The following is a 17,756-nucleotide window of genomic DNA, read 5'->3' as shown; positions in this document are numbered from 1 at the left end:
TGGACTTCTGAACGATCGGCCGGTGGATGATGCCAGGATGGAACCACCACACCGTGCGCAATCTTCGTCAAGAGTAGCCCATGCGTGCGTGTTGTGCGCAAGTCTTTTCGAGAAAAAGATGCCTACCTGTGTGTTCTGCGCATATAGTGGCTGTTCAGAACGCGCAATGTGCGCTGCGCGGTCCAGTGCTCCAGTAACAGCGAAGTGAGGAATCGATGGAGATCATCCAGTACCTGATCATCGGGATCGTGGTGCTGGGCTCGGCATGCCTGCAGGGCTCCATCGGATTCGGCCTCGGCATGATCACCGCGCCTGTGCTCGCGCTCCTGTGCCCCGACCTGCTGCCGTCCGCCCTTCTGCTGCTGGCCACTCTGACCTCATTCACCGCCTTCGCCCGCGAGCGACAGGACGTGGACTGGAAGCTCGTCGGCTGGGGCGCCCTCGGCCGGCTGCCCGGCATTGCGATCGGCACCGCCGCGGTGGTGCTGCTGCCGGATTCCGGCCTCTCCCTGATGCTCGCGATCACCGTTCTCGGCGGCGCCGCATTCAGCCTGGTGGGCTGGTCCCCGGCAGCCTCGCACCGCAATATGTTCATCGCCTCGTCGGTCTCCGGCATCTTCGGCACGGCCACGAGCATCGGCGGACCGCCGATCAGCCTCATCATGCGCTCGCTCGACCCGTCATCGATGCGCTCGACGATGAGCGCCTACTTCACCCTCGGCAGCATCCTGTCCCTGACCGGCCTGACCATCGGCGGCGAGGTCGGCACCAGGCACCTCGTCGCGGCCGGACTCCTGCTCCCGTTCATGCTCATCGGCTTATGGCTGTCGAACTTCGTCATCCGCAGGGCCGACCGACAGCTGCTCTATCGCTTGGCAGTCGGAGCCTCCATTGTCGGCGCACTCCTCGTCATCGCCGAAGTGATCCGTTCCGCTCTCACCTGAACGCGGCCCACGACCGCTCATCGGTATTTCGACACCGACCGATCGCATTAAGTTACCACTGAGTTCTACTATCGAGTAGGCTTGTGATGCCCGTCACCATACGGGCACAGAACGATGGCGACCGCGCCGGCACCACCCCTGTCACGTCGGTCTGCGACACCACCCTGTCCATGCACTCTCAATGCCGAGATCCACGACAGAACAGGAATGCCGCCTATGAGAACGCGCACCAGCCGCACCGGCACCAACACCACCAGCGAAGATCCGAACCTCAGCTCGACCTCGTGCCACTCCGCCCCCCGCGGGATGCCGACCCGTCGCCTTGCCGCGCTGACCACCGCCGCTGCGGCCTGCCTCACCCTCGCCCTGAGCACGATGGCAGCACCGGCGCACGCCGCCCCGGCCTCAGACGTGGTCCCCCAGACGGACCAGGAGGCCAAACAGCTCGTCAAAGACCGCGAAGCCGAGGATCCCGGAGCCCTCAACACGAACAACGTCCCCGAGGGCGTGAGTGTCGAGCAGGCCCGCAAGGCGGTCGAGAAGTCCGATGAGCTCACTCCCGCCGACGTCGAATACGCCGCGGCCCAGGAAGACCTCCCCGCGTCCGGCGTCCCCGAAGACTTCTACAAGACCCCGTCCTCGCTGCCGAGCAAGGACGGCACAGTGCTCAAGCAGGCCGACTCCGAGTTCTACCTCGATCCGGTGAAGCTCATCAAGCATGATGCGAAGGCGACAGCCTTCATGTACAAAACCACAGATGAGAAGGGCACCGCGCGGGCGGCGACGGCCACACTGCTGACCCCGAAGGGCGCGAGCGGCCACGCCGACGACGCCGTCGTCATCTCGCCCGGCACCCAGGGCATCGCGGACAAGTGCGCGCCCAGTCGGCAGATGGGAATGGGCACGGAGTACGAGGGGATCTCGGTCGCCTCGGCCTTGGCCGCGAAGCATCCGGTCATCGTCGTCGACTACATGGGGCTCGGCACCGAGGGCGACCACCACTATCTCGATCGCGTCGAAGAGGGACGCTCGGTCCTCGATGCGGCACGTGCGGTCCAGCAGGTCGACGGCGGCGGCATCGATGAGGACACGAAGCTGCAGCTGCGTGGATACTCGCAGGGCGGTCACGCCACGACTTCGGCACTGGAGCTCAAGGATGAGTGGGCACCCGAGCTCAACGTCGCCTCCGCCTCGGCCGGTGCCGTGCCCACTGATCTGTACAAGACGGTCTCCGGGCTCTCGAGCGTCTACACGGCGTTCGCCCTCTACGGAGTCGACTCCTTCGCCGCCCAGGCCGACATCGATCTCACCGAGTTCCTCAATGAGAAGGGACAGAATACGGTCGCCGAGACCTCGAACCAGTGCACCATCGAGGCTCTGCTCTCGACCGCCTTCACTGACACGAAGTCGCTGACGAAGGACGGCCGGTCCCTCCAGGAGATCGTCGAGGAGCGATTCATGGACATCGCCGACAGGCAGCGACTGGGCAAGGCGCCCGTGCCCGATGTCCCGCTGCTGGTCAACCACAGCCACCTCGACGATGTCATCCCGTTCGAGCAGGGCAAGGAGCTCGCGGCGACGTGGTGCCGGGCCGGTCACAAGGTCGCCTTCGAGGACAACCTCGGTCCGACACACATCGGAGGTTACGTTGCTTCGGTCCCCCGCATCGAGACCTTCACCACCCGCACGTTCGCGGGCAAGGCACCACTCGACAGCTGCTGGAGGCTGTAGGACTAAGGCTTTAAAGCTCTAGCCATCTCCGGGAAACGGGGTCGGTGCCGAGACACGCATGTCGATTGCGCTGTTTCGGCTCCGGCCCCGCTTCGTTGGTACGACCGTCTCGTTGGTACGGGGGCTTCGTTGGTACGGGCGCTTCGTTGGTGCGGCGCCCCCCTCAGGGTCAGGCGCCCGTGAGCCGAGTACCTCCGATGTCGGCGGCGAACTCGAGCAGATCACGATCCCCGTGCGGCCGCCCGACGATCTGGACTGAGACCGGCGACCGCCCGACACCTGCGCTGCTTCTCACCGGCAGAGTGACCGCCGGCCATCCGAGCACGTTGAATGGCAGCGTGTAGCGCATGAATTTCGCTGCGGATCCGTCGTCGATCTCGTCCCAACGGATCACCTCACCTTCGATCGCGGGGGTGACGATGAAATCCACGTCGTCGAAGAACGAGACGGCCGAGGCTCGGAAGTCCTCCAAGGCGGCCACCTGTGACCGGTACTCCGCCTCGGTGATGGACTGCCCGGACAGGATCTTCGCCCACACTCCCGGCTGGTAGGCCTCCCCCTGTTCGTCGAGGTACTGCTCGTGGAGCACGAATGCCTCGTACCGGCGCACGATGTCGTAGATCGCAAGGCCCTCGTCGATGACCTTGACGAGGTCGTCCGATATCGCCGAGGTGGTTCTCAGCTCCGCATGATCTCGCCGGCTCTCCGTGAGGTTCTGTCGAGCCCATGCCTGGGCATCCTCCGCGAACGCCCCCGCGGAGTCGATCAGCCCGGTGTCGACGGTGATGGGTCCGCGCGCACGCGCCTCGCGATTTGCCGCCTCGGCGCCGGCATCACTAAGCGCGCCGTCCCCCGTGGTGATCGCCGCGAACGCCGTGGCGATCAGGGGGATCTCGCGGGCGAAGAGCCCGACGGTGTCGAAGGACGGCGAGAGCGGGAAGACCCCCTCGGTCGGGAGCGCGCCGAAGGTCGGTTTGAAGCCGATGACACCTTGGCATGCGGCCGGCACTCGCACTGACCCTGCCGTATCGGTCCCCACGGCCAGCGGCACCACCCCGGAGGCAACCAAGGCCGCCGAGCCTGAGCTCGATCCGCCTGTGCACAGTGCGGGGTCGACCGGGTTGGTCACCCGGCCGAAGGCGCTCTCATCACCGAGGATTCCGTACGAGTATTCCTGGCAGTTCGTCTTCGCCACCGGGATGGCTCCGGCCCGTTCAAGGAGGTGGACTACGGGAGCGGTAGTGCTGGGGTCCGGTCCGCTGCTCACTCGCGAGCCCATCGTCGTCGGGAATCCCGCGACGTCGATGACGTCCTTGATCGCGAACGGCACACTCTCGAGGCGCCGAGGAGGCTGCCCCGCAGCGGTTCGTTCGGCCGATCTCCGTGCGAGCGTCAGTGCTCGATCGCCCATCGCCGAGGTGACCGCGTTGAGTTCGCGCCCGATGTCCTCGACCGCGGCGATCGTTTCATCGATGTTCAGCGCCGAGGCGGCTCCGCGCCGTGTCGTCTCATCCACGATTCCCATCGTGTCAGAAGAACCGGAAACCGCAATGGCGAAATCTGCGCGGGCCGCTGGACCAGTTCACGCCGGGAGCCCAGCAGCACGATGACATTCGGCAGGATCAGATCTCGTCGGCGAGTAAGAAGTCGGCGATCTTCCGATGCCTGATCCCGTTGTCGTTTCCACCTGTAATGGGGTCCAGCGTAAGAACATACTTCGGATGGTTATCCGCGATAGCTTGAAGCGAACCATGTTCTCTGCGGTAGGTTTCTTCACTAGCGATTGTCGCCGCAACCTGAATGTAAACAACATCCTCGGCACGACGGCCGACGAAGTCGACCTCTGCCCCGCCGATGCGCCCTATGGTCACGTCGTAGCCGCGCCGCTTCAGCTCTGCCCAGACAATGTTCTCGAGAACTCCAGGCAAGCGCTGGTCGGAGTACCCGAAAAGGGCATTGACGATCCCATGATCCCCGACGAAGTGTTTCTCATCAGTGGCAAGAAGTGATTTGCCGTGCAGATCGTACCGAGGAACGCGAGCGATGACGAATGCCTCTTCCAGAGCCGCCAGGTAATTGAGCACAGTCTCATGCGAAACCGACCGGCGCTGAGACTTCATGAAGTCGGCGACCCGCCTAGCAGAAAAGGGGTTGCCGACGTTGTCGATCGCGAATGCAGCTACGCGTTCGAACATGTCCGCGTCTCGAATTCTGTTGCGAGTCAACACGTCGCGCACCAAGGTCGACCGATAGATGTCCATAATCATCGAGCGGGCGTCAGTCTCATCGAATGGCAGCATGTGCACCCCCGGAAACCCGCCGAGGCGCAGATAGCGAGCGAACTCGGCATCGGCGTGGTCCAGATTCGCAGCTGAGAATGTCTGCCGGAACACTAGGTATTCGCGAAACGATAATGGCCACACATCGATCGTGACGAACCTGCCCGCGATATAGGTGGCGAGTTCACCGGACAGCAGCCGCGAATTCGACCCGGTGATGTACAGATCGGTCCTCCCGTCGACAAGAAGTGAATTGATCAGCCGCTCCCAGTTCGCCACTTCTTGGATCTCGTCAAGAAGAACATAGACGGGCCCCGTAGCCGGAAGTGCCTTCTTGAGGTGATCATTGAGCGCCTCCGCTGATGCCAAAGACGCATGCTCAAGCGAATCGAAATTGAGATGGACGATGCGGTCGGAATCGATTCCGCGTTCGATCAATCGCTCGACCACAAGATCAAGGAGCCGCGACTTTCCCGAACGGCGCAGACCGGTGAGGACCTTGACCACCGGAGCGTCGATAAACGCCTCGATCCTCTTGAGATAATCCGGCCTGTCTACGACGATCATCGCGCCACCCCACTGCACTGGCGACTGCAATCGCCACTAAAACAAACTGATCTGTAGTGGCGATTATAATCGCCACACACCCTCTATGTAAGAGCTATGGCGATCATAATCGCCACGAGCAGTTGGGCCGGCAGCACAGATCAACAGCGAAGACGACCTTGACCGCCTGCCTCACACCGCCACGTACGACAGGATCATCGACACCAGTGTCGCGACGACGACCGAGTTGAAGGCGAATGCGACGATGACGTTCGTGCGCACGAGTCTCCATCCCGAACGGGTGACTGCGCGCCCGGGCAGGGCAGCCGTCATCGTCGAGGACAACACCGCGAAGGTGAGGTAGTCGCCGAACCTCCGCGGGCCTTCCATGTCGAACTCCAGCTGCCGAGCATCGGCACTGCCGCCGCCTCCCAGATCGATGCGCATGAACTCGAGTGCGAACGAATAGACGAGCACGGCCCACGACGCGATGACGTTGGCCAGACCGAGCAGAGCGGCGAACACGGTGTTCTCCTGCGAGGCAGAAGTGATGAGGTAGATGTTGAGCAGGAACGCGACGTAGGCCGCCATCACCGCCCACGAGGTGGCGCCGCCCATGCTGAAGAACTTCGTCCACCATCGGCGACGGCGAGCGAGTGCCCACCGGGAATGGACCATGAGTTCGGTTTCGCTGAGCTCCGCGAGACCGAGATGGGTCCAAGTGAGATATGTAAGGGAGAAGAGCGGCCAGAAGATGAGGAAGATGCCAACGAGCTCGCGGGTCAGGCGAAACAGCTCACTATCGCCGGAATCGGCCGAGAGCAGATTCATCCCGAAGGCCAGGACGAGGACGATGCTGACGACGAGGGCGGGCACAGTTGCCACGTTCGCCCGTGAGTCATCGGAGAACGTCATCATCTGACTGTGCTTGGGTCGCATGACGGGGCCCGTCCTCAATCCGCTTCAAAGCCGTCCGGCTCCAGCCTAATCGCTCACGGCACAGCGATCGGCGTCTACCGCCTTTCGACATCTGTGTGACTTCACGGTCGGCTGTTTCGAGAATTGCCAAGTTGCGAGAGTCGTCCTTGGGACCGGTTTGGTGTTGATTCCCGAACTGAGGTAGTACTCATAGCAGAACGCAACCATGACGAGCCATCAGCTGGTTTTCTTTCTTGGCCCTTTCACAATCGGAGCAAGCATGAACATGTGGGGCATCCACAACGACACATTGACGGATGAATTGGTCGACAGGAGTTTTGTGAGCATCGGCTGGGACGACATCCCAGATTTGAGGACGGTCCAAGGAGGGCGCGAAGGTATCAAGCGTGCGCTGTTCGCCGCTAATCCGGACGCAAAGCCTCAGTCGGTTGCCGGGCAAGCAGGAGTTCTCTATCGCTTCAGTACCGACATTGCGATTGGTGACATCGTGGTCGCCCCCTACAAGCCAGACAGCACTGTGAACATTGGGGTGGTAGCAGGTGACTACTACTTCGAACAGAACGCTCCCACTCATAAGCATCGACTGCCGGTGGATTGGAAACGTGTAGGACTATCTCGGACAGTGTTCACTCAATCCGCTCTGTATGAAATCGGTTCATTCATCACGGTGTTCCAGATTCGTAAACATTCGGCAGAATTCATCGCAGCGCTCAACTCGACTGACGGCTCAATCGACGTAGTTGCTGAAAACATCGACGAAGTTCTTGAGAAGACAGATGAGGCATTGGCCAATGACGAACCGAGAGCATCGCGAATAGAACGTCACACTCGCGATTTCATCTTGGAGTGCCTTCATCGCCGAATCAACCACAAGGACTTCGAAGACTTCACAGCTTCATTGCTTCGGGCTCTGGGGTATGAAGCGCGGGTCACCCAGTATTCGCAAGATGGCGGGGTCGACGTCATCGCTCATCGCGATCCGCTAGGCGTCGAGCCGCCCCAAATCAAGGTGCAGTGCAAACACCGAGTTGCCACTATCGGAGCTCCGGAAGTCCAACAACTTGTCGGCACACAAGGGTCCGGCGAGCTCTCACTCTTCGTCACGTTGGGAAATTACAGCCGCGACGCTCAGGCTATCGAACGTCAACGCCCGGGCCTTCGGCTGTTGACTGGTGAGGACCTTGTCTCCCTCACTGTCGATAACTACGCAAAACTGCCAGAAAAATGGCGCTCGCTGATCCCTCTGACCAGCCTGCTTGTGGTGGCTGACAGCGCCGAGCTCTGACTTCACTCCGGCGCGAGCACCGTCCATGGCTTCAGCTGTTCGATCGCGGCGGCGACCTCGAAGGCGGCACGGTCGTCGTAGGGATGCGCGACGACCTGGATCCCCGTGGGGATGCCGCAGTCGGCGAGTCCTGAGGGCACGTTGACGATCGGCACCCGGTTGCAGATGTTGAATGGCATCGTCATGTGCGCCTGCCAGTAATGGTCGAGCCGGATCCCTTCGACCGTCTGCTCCGCACTGCCGTCGTGACCGACCCCACTCGAGCCGGTGCCGCCCGAATCTCGGTGGCACTCGCGTCCCACTCCCCCGGCGTCGATCGTGATGCCGTCGAGGTAGCTCGCCCCGGCTTCGAGTCCCGCCACCGCCGAGGTGGGGGCGAGCAGAATATCGAATCCCTCCATCGCGGCCGCGAGCTCCGCCTGGATCTGCGCTTCCATGGCGAGCCCCTCGTAGAGTGAGCGGCGCGCGGCGACCGCCTCGGCGTCGGCCATGAACTGCAGCGTGTAGTCGGCCAGCGTGTCCTCGTAACCCCGGGTCGCTGCCCGCATCGCCTGCGCGAGGAGGTTACCGAAGTGGGTGAACGCGGTTTCGAAGATCCTCTCGGCCGTCCACGGCAGTTCGATCTCCTCAACGATCGCTCCCGCCTGCTCCAGCGCCGAGGCGGTCGCCCGGGTGTTGGCGATGATGTCCTCCCCGACGGGGAAGTCCCCCAACCTCGGGCACAGCGCGACGCGACGTCCGCGGAGACGGTCGACCACCTCGGCGGAGGTGGCGTCGAACCCGTCCAGCCAGCCGGTCGAGTCGATCGTGGCATGGTCGCTGGGGTCGAGGCCGACCATGACGCGGGCGAGCAGCGCGGCATCCGCGACGGTCCGGGCCATCGGCCCATCGCCGCGGTACCAATCCGCGGCCAGCGGCTGGGCGCCGGGGATGCGGCCGTAGGGTGCCTTGAACCCGACGGTGCCGGTGAAGGCGGCGGGCAGCCTCGTCGATCCGGCGATGTCCGAGGCGGTGGCCAGCGGCGCGTACCCGGCGGCGAGAGCGGCCGCGGACCCGCCGGACGACCCTCCCGGTGAGAGTTCGAGGTTCCACGGATTGCGGGTCACGCCCCACATCGGCGAATGCGTGATCGTCGCGCAGCTGAACTCCGGCGAAGTCACCCGCGCGTGGACGTAACCGCCCGCCGCGCGGATGCGGGCGATGATCGCGGCGTCCGCCTCGGCGACGGTGTCGCGTTCGTGCAGGAGCCCCTGGGTCAGTCCGCGGCCGGCGATCGCATGCTTCTCCTTGGCGATGACGGGCAGGCCGAGCAGCGGCTTCGTGGCGGCCGCCTCGGCGAGGTCATCGTCGGTGGCATTCGCGTAGAACTTCTCCGCATCCCGCGCCGAGGTGACCGCCTCCTCGACGACCTCGGTGACGGCGTTGACCTGGTCGTCGAGGTGGGTGATCCGGCCGATGAGAGCTTCGAGGCAGTCGACCGGGGACAGCTCCTTGGCGCGGAAGGCGGCGAGCGCCTCGGTGGCGGAGAGCGAGTGGAGATCGGCGGCTGCGGTCATCGGGTCACCTCGGCGTGAGTTCGGTCGACATGGTTGCTCAACTTACCGTAGCCCCGATCTTCGCTCAGCGATGGAACGCCCGCCCAATGACCGCATAGGGGATTGCCAGCCAGGTGCAAATAGACTGGCCCCATGCCTGCAGTCCTCACGAGCTCGCCCCTGACTCCCAGCGCCACAGCGATTCCGCACGACATCTCGGCGGCGATCCCGAGCCCGAGCGTCTCGAGCTTCCAACTCGGCCCGCTGACGATCCACTTCTATGCGCTGTGCATCCTCGTGGGCATCATCATCGCAATCGTGCTGACCAACCGCCGCCTCACCGCCCGCGGCGTCGAGGACTGGCAGGTGCTCGATATCGCGACCCTGGCCGTGCCGATGGCCATCGTCTTCGCCCGCATCTACCACGTGATCACGCATTACACGGACTACTTCGGACCCGGCCGCAACCCATGGAACATCTTCGAACCCGGGTCCGTGTGGGCGATCTGGGAGGGCGGGATCGCGATCTTCGGCTCTCTCATCGGCGGCACCCTCGGCGCCTGGATCATGTGCCGGCGGCGCGGCCTCAAACTCACCACGCTGCTCGATGCACTGGCCCCGGGCCTCATCCTCGCCCAGGCCTGCGGCCGCTTCGGCAACTGGTTCAACCAGGAGCTCTTCGGTCTGCCGACCACCCTGCCCTGGGGCCTCGAGATCGACCCCGGCAACTCGGCGATCCCTCTGGGCACTCCCCCGGGAACCCTGTTCCACCCGACGTTCCTCTATGAGGTCATCTGGAACAGCCTCGGCGCCCTGGTCCTGCTCTACCTCAGCCGCAAGATCTTCTTCCAGTGGGGACGCCTCTTCGCCGTCTACCTCATGTGGTACGGTGCCGGCCGCATCGTGTGGGAGTCGATCCGCATCGACCCGAGCTTCGTCATCCTCGGCCTGCGCACGAACGTCTGGGGTGCGATCGGCGCGGTGGCACTGGGCGTGATCATCATGGCCGTCCAATACAAGCGCCATCCCGAACCCGAGGAATCACCGTTCATCCCCGGCCGCGAACCGCAGCCGGCCGACGACTGAGTCAATCCCTCGCCGAGGTGGCCCACCCCCGACGTGCGCATGTGGCCTCACCGCGTCGTCGGCATGATTCACAGATAACTTACCATCAAGTAACATAGGGCTCATGCACTTCACGCGTATGATTCTGCAGCTGCTGAGATCCCGCCGTCGCCCGACGCAGGACATCTGGGACACCTACTCACTTCCCTTGCGGGTCCGGCCTTCAGAGATCGACATCTTCATGCACGTCAACAACGGCAAATACTTCGAGATCATGGATCTGGGTCGACTCGACGTGCTGGTGCGCAGCGGAGTCTGGAACACTCTCCGCAGCAAGGGGTGGACCGGCGTCGTCAGCGCCGAGACCATCAGCTTCCGCAAATCACTCAAACTCGGTCAGCGCTACAGTCTCGACACCCGGATCATCGGAGTCGATGAACGTGCCGTCTACTTCGAGCACCGCATCGTCGTCGAGGGAGAGATCTACGCTCGTGCATTCGTGGCCACGCGGCTGCTCTCTGAGTCGGGCACCGTGTCCAAGGAGGAGGCCATCGGCGTCTTCGGACCGCCGCCGACCGATGTGGAACTGCCCGACTGGATCCACGACTGGCGCCTGAACAACGCCCTGCCGAGTACCAGACGTCCGGCCGCACACACGTGGGCATGATCGGACAGTTCAGGCCTCGATCCACTCCTTGAGCCGGCCGACGCCTTTGGTGATCGCGGCTTCGTCGATACCCGAATAGGCCAACCGGATGTAGGACCTGTCCTCGCCCGGCTGCGGTGATCCGAAGTGTTCGCGGGTGCAGAAGGACACTCCGGTCGCGTGCAGGGCTTCGGTGGAGAAGTCGGCCAGGGTCGCGATCCCCTTGGCGGCCATCGCCTCCGTGACGTCGGGGAAGACGTAGAACGTCGAGCCCGGGGTCGCCACGCTCATGCCGGGGATCTCGTTGATCAGGCGGCACGTGGCGTCGCGACGTTTGCGCAGCACCTCGAGCATCTGCCCCACCTTGGTCTGTGGTCCGCGCAGGGCAGCGATGCCCGCCCACTGCACGTAATGGTTCGTACAGGACTCGTCGTTGGTGTTCATCGTCGAGATCGCTTCGGCGACCTCAATGGGTGCGACTGCGCAGCCGAGCCGAGAACCGGTCATCGCGTACTTCTTCGAGAATGTGTAGAGGATGACGGTGCGCTCACGCATCCCCGGCAGGGCGGCGATCGACTGGGACTTCCCTTTGTAGCGCATCTCGAAATACGCCTCGTCGGAGAGCACCCACAGATCGAACTCCTGCGCGATCGCGGCGATCGCCTCACGCTCGCCAGGCGTGGATTCGGCCGAGATCGGGTTCTGCAGGTCGTTGTAGATGATCGCTGTGGTGTTCTCGTCGATCGAGGCCCGCAGGTGGTCGAGGTCGATGGCGAAGCCGTCGGCGGTCGGCACGTACCGGTAGGGCAGGGCCGTTCCACCCAGGTAATCGATCTGGGATTCGTAGATCGGGAACCCGGGATTCGGGTAGAGCACGCCCTCGCCGGGATTCATCACCGCTTGGAGGAATTTGGTGATCACGGGCTTGCCGCCGGTGGTCACGACCACCTCGGCGGGGTCGATCGTCATTCCACGGCGGGACCCGATGTCATCGGCGAGCGCTTCCCTGAGTTCGGGGATTCCGGGACCTGGACAGTACCCGGTCTTGCCGTCGCGGATGGCCTGCTCCATCGCCTCGACGATGTGCCCGGCCAAGGGGAAGTTGAGATCGCCGAGGTGGAACGGGAAGATCTCGTTTCCCCGGGCCTTCCAGTCGGCGGCGGCCTGGGCGACGCGGAACGCGGTCTCGGTGCCGAGGTTGTCCAAGCGGCGAGCGGTCTTCATGATCGGCTCCTTCGTCGAAGGTCTGGGCGCGGAGGGGGATGTCTGTGCTCCGGTTCACACACGATAGTCCAGGTGGGAGTCGATTGTCAGCGGTGTCCGGATCCGAGGTCACCGACGCGGCGGGGCCCTTGGTCGATCGCACACACGGATCGGTCTGCCCGCCCTTCACCCCGCAGGAAGAGCAGAGCGTCCCGCGAGCAGGCACCACAGACCGATAGCGAGGAACACAGGTGCGCCGAGCAGTCCGCACCAGAAGCTCGGCGCAGCGAGTTCGCGTGGCAGCACGAACGCGAGCACCGCGACGATCGTCAGTGCCAACGCCGCTACGTGGAGGACGGGCTGGCCGAAGACAACGGCGAGCGCGAAGAAGTGGATGCCGACGATCGCGAGGATGAGCGGGGCGATGATCTCTGTCTGACCTGCGCGGATGGCGAAGAAGCTCGCGACCGCGCCGATGACGACCTCGGCCCAGAAGACGATGACGTAGAGCGTGAAGGCCGTCGTACCGGTGGTGAAGGCGCTCGATTCCGACCAGTGCCCGATGGCCGAGAGGATGCTCGGCACCGACACCGCGAGTCCGGCGACGGCGAGTGCCCCGAGAATGATGCGGAAGATCAGCGCCTTCGGCGGCGCCTCCTGCGCCCACCCTGCCCAGATGAAGGCGGCGAGGCCGAAGATCGCGCCGATCATCACGAGGTCGCGCGGGTGAGCCAGGTCGATCATCGTTGATCCCTTCGTCTCGGCGGGCTATGTCTTCACCTTACCCAGCGCCGAGGCGGCCGTCCCCTGCGGTTTTCCCGATTCCCGGGCGCACCTGCGCCCGTTTTCGCACCCGTTTTCGCACGGAAGACAGCAATGCGCGGGCCCCGTCGAACAGGCAGCACCCGGGCCACGAGCGGAACCCGCTCAACCCTCGCTCGGGCCGATGAAGAGCTTGCGCAGGGGCGCCTCGGTGATGGTCCAGCGGGTCTTCTCACCGTCACTCAGTCGGACCAATGTCTCAGGGGCCATGTCGATGTCGGGCCGTGTCGATTCCTCGAACTCGATGCGCCCGGTGCCGCTGATGACGAGGAAGACCTCATCGCCTTCGACGTCGCGCATCGACCCGACGCTCATCTCCCACAGCCCGTAGTCCGCTCCCCCGATCGAACCGAGTTCCGCGAAGGCCGTGGTGACGTCGACACCCGCGGGACCGCTCACCGCAGCTGAGCCGACCCGCTGCCACGCCTCGATGGGCTCGTGGTCGAGGGGGAATTCGTGGGTGTTGGTCGGCTCCATTGCGCTCATGCGATCAGTGTAAGCAAGTCCCGACGGCCCGAGCCAGTACGACCCATGGAATCAGAACACCAGTGCACCGATTCCATATGGCAAAACGCTTCCCGACAACCATTTACTTCGCCGGGAGCGTGAGATAGACATGATTCCGTACGCTCCGCCTTCGCTGACCGACGTCACATGTCACCGTTTCCCGACGCTGCCTGGGAGAGGCGACCGACACCACCCGGCACCGGCGAACCCGAAACCACGAGCGGCCACCGACGACCAGGAGAAGATCCGTGTCCTACCTCAACGGCGAGGCCTCCCACTGGCTGACCCAGTCACCGCCCGCACCTGACTCCCCGTCCCCGCTGCCCACCGAGAAGCAGGACCTCGTCATCGTCGGCGGTGGACTCACCGGCCTGTGGTCGGCCTACTATGCGCGGCAGGCTCACCCGGATTGGGCGATCACGATCATTGATGCCACCCACATCGGCTACGGCGCCTCGGGACGCAACGGCGGCTGGCTGTCGACCCTGCTGCCCGGCAATCGAGTGAAGTACGCCGAGGCGGTCGACCGTGCCCGTGCCACCGATCCGACCGGGCCGGTCGGGTCCGCCGGGCTCGACGGGATCGCCAGCGTGCGCGCGTTCCAGTCCGCGCTCTTCGACTCGATCGACGACGTCCTCGCCGTCTGCGAGACCGAGGGCATCGACGCCCACCAGATCCGCGGCGGCCACATCGACATCGCCCAGTCCGAAGCCGGGATGTCACGTCTGCGCGATCTCCAGGCGGGCAATGAGCAGTTCGGCTACGGGCCCGAGGACATGCAGTTCCTTGATGCCAAGGCCACGCGTGCCCGCATCGATGTCGCCGGAGCACTTGGCAGCCTCTACTTCCCCGCCACCGCCGCCATCGATCCGGCGCTGCTCACCCGCGGTCTCGCCCGAGTCCTGCGTGAGCAGGGAGTGACGATCTGTGAGGACACAGCGGCCGGTCACATCGGCAAGGGCGTCGTCTCAACGACCCGCGGACAGGTCTCGGGGAACACGGTCTTCATCTGTCTCGAAGGCTATTCCGACACCGTCACCGGCGACCTCCCCGGACTGCAGGGACGCCAGGTCATCCCCGTCTTCTCCTCAATGATCGCGACCGAGCCGCTGCAGCCTGAAGTATGGGAGAGCATCGGCTGGGAGGGCCGCGAATGCCTCGGCGACACCGCGCACACGTTCATCTACGCCCAGCGCACCGCCGATGATCGGATCGCCATCGGCGGACGCGGAGCACCCTATGCGTATCGATCGGGTCTGCCCGGTGACGGTGAGGTTCCCGCCGAGGTGGTCGACCTCCTGGCAGGACGCCTGTCCTCACTCTTCCCCGACCTCGACTTCGATATCGCGCACGCTTGGCGGGGTGCTCTCGGGGTGACCAGGGACTGGTGTGCGGGCATCTTCTTCGACCCCGAGCAGCGGATCGGCGTGGCCCGCGGGTATGCCGGGCACGGGGTGACGGCCACCCACCTGGCGGCGAGGACCCTCCTCGATCGCGCGTCCGGCCAGGCGACTCCGCTGACGGCACTGCCGTGGAACGACCACTTCTCGGGTCAGTGGGAGCCCGAACCGGTCCGGTGGCTGGGCATCCGCTCGATGTACAGGATCTTCGGCATTGCCGACACCTGGGAGCGGGCCACCCGGGCGAAGCGGACAAGTCTGCTCGCTCGCTTCGGCTCGCACCTCGCCGGGCTCGCGGAGTGACGGGCGGAGCGCGGCTATGCCGAAGCGGGTACGTTCCATCATCAGCACCAAGCTCCCTCACCGCCGCACTCTTCCACGCCAGCTTGGTGAAACTGCACCAGCTCGGTGCATGGACCAAGCTGGTGCAGTTTCACCAAGCCGAAGAGCGCACCCCGCCCCGGTCTCGCCTCGTGACCGGCTCATCCCGCGCCCGAACGACAGGAGGACACTGACAGCATGACGAACATGCACCCTCGCATCTCCCCCATGGCCACCACCTACCCGGCCTCGAGCATCCGCAAGATGTTCAACCTCGCGCTCGACTTCCCCGACGCCGTGAAGCTCACCGTCGGCGAGCCCGACTTCAATACCCCGGAGCACATCAAGGCAGCCGGCATACGGGGAATCGAGCACGACAACACCCGCTACGTCGCCAATGCCGGCATCCCCGAACTGCGCGCGGCCATCGCCCGCAAGTACTCCGGCCGGTGGAATCGCGGCGTCGGACCTGAGAACGTCATGGTCTCCTTCGGTGCGATGGAGGCCCTGACCTTCGCCCTCGACGTCACCGTCTCCCCCGGCGACGAGGTCATCATCCCCGATCCCAGCTTCCCGAACTACATGGGCCAGGTCCACCGCCTCGGCGGGAGTGCGGTGTCCGTTCCCGTCACGGAAGACAACGACTTCAAGCTCCGCGCCGAGGATATCCGGGCAGCGATCACCGACCGCACTGCCGCGGTGCTCATCAACAGCCCGTCGAATCCGCTCGGCTCGGTCATGGACCGCGCCGACCTCGAACAGATCGCCGACCTCGCTGAGGAGCACGGGTTCACCGTCATCTCCGACGAGGTCTATGACGAGATGGTCTTCGACGACGCCGTCTTCACCTCCATCGCCGAGGTGCGCCCTGACTTCGACCGCTACCTCGCGATCGGCAGCTTCTCGAAGACCTATGCCATGACCGGCTGGCGCTGTGGGTTCGTCATCGGCTCCGAGGACTTCATCGCCCCAATGGCACTCCTCCAGGAGGGCCTGACTTCGAGCCTGCCGGGCTTCGTCCAGGAGGCTGCGGTGGCCGCGATCGACGGACCGCAGGACGTCGTCGCGTCGATGGTCGCCTCGTACGCCGAGCGCCGGGAGCTCATGGTCGAGCGCATCAACGCCATCGACGGACTGAGCCTGCTCCGGCCGGCCGCGACCTTCTACGCCTGGGTCAATGTCAAGGACTGGGGACTGAACTCCTGGGACCTGGCGACCCAGCTGCTCGAGAAGCACAACCTCGCGACGATCCCCGGTTCGGCCTTCGGCCCCGCCGGTGAAGGGTATCTGCGACTGACGTTCGCCGTCTCCCCCGAGACGATCAACACCGCCTGCGACCGCCTGGAGGCCTTCGCCGCCAGCCGGTAATGCCTGCTTCGCGGTGATCGCACGAGTGACTACTGCACGGACCAGCCGCCGTCCGAGGCCAGAATCTGGCCGTTGATGTTCGCTGAATCCTCGGAGAGCAGGAAGGTGATGGAGGCCGCGAGAGTCTGTGGTGTGGTGACCGGTGGAATGAGATCGAAGAAGGGTGCCATGCGCTCCTGTGCGAACTCGGAAGCGAAATCTCCGCCGATGGCTGTCGCTGTCGGCCCCGGGGCGACGGCATTGGTCCGGATCCCCTGCGGGCCGTAGAAGAAGGCTGAATTCTTGGTCAGTCCCACAACTGCGTGCTTCGAAGCGGTGTAGGCCGCACCCGCTGCATTGCCGCGCAAGGAGGCCTCGGACGCGACATTCACCACTGATCCGCGGCCAGCGTCGATCATCAGAGGGAGCACCGCACGCGAGAGCTTGAAGGTCCCTGTGACATTGATGTTCATGACCCGCTCCCAGACGTCGTTGCCCAGTTCGTGAACCGGTTGCATCGCGTCCATCACCCCGGCCACGTTGGCGAGCCCATCCACTCGACCGCCTGCGGCATCCACGATCCTGGAGATATCGTCGTCGTTGGTGATATCGGCGCGCACACTGACCACCGCGTCCTGCGGAGCGGCTTCTGCCAACTGGTGGAGTCCGCCCTCTGCCACATCAACAGCGATCACCCGACCGCCTTCTGCGACGACCCTCTCTGCAGTGGCTCGTCCGATTCCTGAACCTGCTCCGGTGATGATCACCGTCTGACCGGCGAAGCGCGCACCTGCAGCCGAGGAGGCGTCCGATGCGTCTTCAGGGAGCACTCCGTCATTAGCCGCTCGCACCAGCTCGTCGACGGTCTCCTGGCCCAGTTTGCCCTGACTCATCGAGACGAGACTGTTGAGAGGCAGATTGCGCACCTTCGCCAGGACAGATTCGTCCTGCCCGACTGCACCAGCAAGCAGCTCGCGAACGATGGGTCCGCCCTTGGGATGGTCCAACCACTCTCCGAGAGTGTTGCGTCCGGTCAGCGGGGTTGAGTTCTCAGACATGGATAATATTCCTCTGTGAGTGTGGAACCTATTATGAGACTGCGTTCTCATAATAGGTTTGACGATCTCCCACCGCAATGCGGGACTGGCCTCCCTGCAGGTATCTTCAGTGAATTCGCATCGTGAAG

Annotated in this window: 15 protein-coding genes; 7 read left to right on the top strand and 8 right to left on the bottom strand. The window is 64.1% G+C overall.

All coding sequences use genetic code 11. From position 1 onward, the window contains the following. Window positions 1-215: 215 nt before the first annotated feature. Window positions 216-944 carry a sulfite exporter TauE/SafE family protein gene (locus tag J9314_RS02035; protein ID WP_210604252.1) on the top strand — a complete coding sequence of 243 codons (729 nt, stop codon included), beginning with the start codon at window positions 216-218 and terminating at the stop codon, window positions 942-944. A gap of 216 nt (window positions 945-1,160) precedes the next feature. Then, a complete protein-coding gene (locus tag J9314_RS02030; protein WP_210604251.1) occupies window positions 1,161-2,675 on the top strand; it encodes a lipase family protein in 1,515 nt (504 codons plus the stop codon). A 169-nt stretch (window positions 2,676-2,844) separates the two neighbouring features. On the opposite strand, the gene J9314_RS02025 is transcribed toward J9314_RS02030, so the two are convergent. The 3 genes from J9314_RS02025 to J9314_RS02015 all read right to left on the bottom strand — a co-directional run bounded on the left by J9314_RS02025 (window position 2,845) and on the right by J9314_RS02015 (window position 6,439). Next, complete coding sequence (locus J9314_RS02025) at window positions 2,845-4,191, bottom strand: amidase (RefSeq protein WP_210604250.1); 1,347 nt, start codon at window positions 4,189-4,191, stop codon at window positions 2,845-2,847. Window positions 4,192-4,297: 106 nt separating this feature from the next. Next, window positions 4,298-5,521 carry an ATP-binding protein gene (locus J9314_RS02020; protein WP_210604249.1) on the bottom strand — a complete coding sequence of 408 codons (1,224 nt, stop codon included), beginning with the start codon at window positions 5,519-5,521 and terminating at the stop codon, window positions 4,298-4,300. Between the two features lie 171 nt (window positions 5,522-5,692). Continuing rightward, complete coding sequence (locus tag J9314_RS02015) at window positions 5,693-6,439, bottom strand: DUF1345 domain-containing protein (RefSeq protein WP_246490561.1); 747 nt, start codon at window positions 6,437-6,439, stop codon at window positions 5,693-5,695. A 205-nt stretch (window positions 6,440-6,644) separates the two neighbouring features. On the opposite strand from J9314_RS02015, the gene J9314_RS02010 reads away from it, so the two are divergent. Continuing rightward, the gene (locus J9314_RS02010; RefSeq protein ID WP_246490560.1) at window positions 6,645-7,724 is read left to right on the top strand and encodes a restriction endonuclease; all 1,080 of its coding nucleotides are present in this window, start codon (window positions 6,645-6,647) and stop codon (window positions 7,722-7,724) included. Between the two features lie 2 nt (window positions 7,725-7,726). Here J9314_RS02010 and J9314_RS02005 read toward each other — a convergent pair whose 3' ends face one another. Then, window positions 7,727-9,280, bottom strand: coding sequence for an amidase (locus J9314_RS02005; RefSeq protein ID WP_210604248.1), 1,554 nt, complete (start codon window positions 9,278-9,280; stop codon window positions 7,727-7,729). 132 nt (window positions 9,281-9,412) lie between these two features. Between J9314_RS02005 and lgt the strand changes: the two genes are divergently transcribed. Then, window positions 9,413-10,345, top strand: a complete 933-nt coding sequence (lgt, locus tag J9314_RS02000; RefSeq protein ID WP_210604247.1) for a prolipoprotein diacylglyceryl transferase — start codon at window positions 9,413-9,415, stop codon at window positions 10,343-10,345. 103 nt (window positions 10,346-10,448) lie between these two features. Beyond that, window positions 10,449-10,991, top strand: a complete 543-nt coding sequence (locus J9314_RS01995; protein ID WP_210604246.1) for an acyl-CoA thioesterase — start codon at window positions 10,449-10,451, stop codon at window positions 10,989-10,991. Between the two features lie 9 nt (window positions 10,992-11,000). On the opposite strand, the gene J9314_RS01990 is transcribed toward J9314_RS01995, so the two are convergent. The 3 genes from J9314_RS01990 to J9314_RS01980 form a co-directional block, all read right to left on the bottom strand. Further along, complete coding sequence (locus J9314_RS01990) at window positions 11,001-12,194, bottom strand: pyridoxal phosphate-dependent aminotransferase (protein ID WP_210604245.1); 1,194 nt, start codon at window positions 12,192-12,194, stop codon at window positions 11,001-11,003. Window positions 12,195-12,359: 165 nt separating this feature from the next. Continuing rightward, a complete protein-coding gene (locus J9314_RS01985; protein WP_210604244.1) occupies window positions 12,360-12,917 on the bottom strand; it encodes a hypothetical protein in 558 nt (185 codons plus the stop codon). Between the two features lie 183 nt (window positions 12,918-13,100). Then, complete coding sequence (locus J9314_RS01980) at window positions 13,101-13,481, bottom strand: cupin domain-containing protein (protein WP_210604243.1); 381 nt, start codon at window positions 13,479-13,481, stop codon at window positions 13,101-13,103. 269 nt (window positions 13,482-13,750) lie between these two features. Here J9314_RS01980 and J9314_RS01975 point away from each other — a divergent pair, with 269 nt between their 5' ends. Then, on the top strand, window positions 13,751-15,205 hold the full coding sequence (locus tag J9314_RS01975; RefSeq protein ID WP_210604242.1) for an NAD(P)/FAD-dependent oxidoreductase: 1,455 nt from the start codon (window positions 13,751-13,753) through the stop codon (window positions 15,203-15,205). A gap of 216 nt (window positions 15,206-15,421) precedes the next feature. Then, the gene (locus tag J9314_RS01970; protein ID WP_210604241.1) at window positions 15,422-16,591 is read left to right on the top strand and encodes a pyridoxal phosphate-dependent aminotransferase; all 1,170 of its coding nucleotides are present in this window, start codon (window positions 15,422-15,424) and stop codon (window positions 16,589-16,591) included. Between the two features lie 29 nt (window positions 16,592-16,620). On the opposite strand, the gene J9314_RS01965 is transcribed toward J9314_RS01970, so the two are convergent. Beyond that, entirely contained in the window at window positions 16,621-17,628 is a 1,008-nt protein-coding gene (locus J9314_RS01965) for an SDR family NAD(P)-dependent oxidoreductase (RefSeq protein ID WP_210604240.1), read from the bottom strand. Between the last annotated feature and the right edge of the window lie 128 nt (window positions 17,629-17,756).

The sequence above is a fragment of the Brevibacterium oceani genome (assembly GCF_017948325.1).
In the GTDB taxonomy this organism is placed as follows: Bacteria; Actinomycetota; Actinomycetes; order Actinomycetales; family Brevibacteriaceae; genus Brevibacterium; species Brevibacterium oceani.
Note: the sequence above shows the minus strand (reverse complement) of the source record. Positions and strands in the feature narration are given on the sequence as shown.

Excerpts from the sequence above, each read along its gene's own strand:
- J9314_RS02035 (WP_210604252.1), top strand. The coding sequence starts at position 216 with ATGGAGATCATCCAGTACCTGATCATCGGGATCGTGGTGCTGGGCTCG.
- J9314_RS02030 (WP_210604251.1), top strand. The coding sequence starts at position 1,161 with ATGAGAACGCGCACCAGCCGCACCGGCACCAACACCACCAGCGAAGAT.
- J9314_RS02020 (WP_210604249.1), bottom strand. The coding sequence starts at position 5,521 with ATGATCGTCGTAGACAGGCCGGATTATCTCAAGAGGATCGAGGCGTTT.
- J9314_RS02015 (WP_246490561.1), bottom strand. The coding sequence starts at position 6,439 with ATGCGACCCAAGCACAGTCAGATGATGACGTTCTCCGATGACTCACGG.
- J9314_RS02010 (WP_246490560.1), top strand. The coding sequence starts at position 6,645 with ATGACGAGCCATCAGCTGGTTTTCTTTCTTGGCCCTTTCACAATCGGA.
- J9314_RS02005 (WP_210604248.1), bottom strand. The coding sequence starts at position 9,280 with ATGACCGCAGCCGCCGATCTCCACTCGCTCTCCGCCACCGAGGCGCTC.
- lgt (WP_210604247.1), top strand. The coding sequence starts at position 9,413 with ATGCCTGCAGTCCTCACGAGCTCGCCCCTGACTCCCAGCGCCACAGCG.
- J9314_RS01995 (WP_210604246.1), top strand. The coding sequence starts at position 10,449 with ATGCACTTCACGCGTATGATTCTGCAGCTGCTGAGATCCCGCCGTCGC.
- J9314_RS01990 (WP_210604245.1), bottom strand. The coding sequence starts at position 12,194 with ATGAAGACCGCTCGCCGCTTGGACAACCTCGGCACCGAGACCGCGTTC.
- J9314_RS01985 (WP_210604244.1), bottom strand. The coding sequence starts at position 12,917 with ATGATCGACCTGGCTCACCCGCGCGACCTCGTGATGATCGGCGCGATC.
- J9314_RS01980 (WP_210604243.1), bottom strand. The coding sequence starts at position 13,481 with ATGAGCGCAATGGAGCCGACCAACACCCACGAATTCCCCCTCGACCAC.
- J9314_RS01970 (WP_210604241.1), top strand. The coding sequence starts at position 15,422 with ATGACGAACATGCACCCTCGCATCTCCCCCATGGCCACCACCTACCCG.
- J9314_RS01965 (WP_210604240.1), bottom strand. The coding sequence starts at position 17,628 with ATGTCTGAGAACTCAACCCCGCTGACCGGACGCAACACTCTCGGAGAG.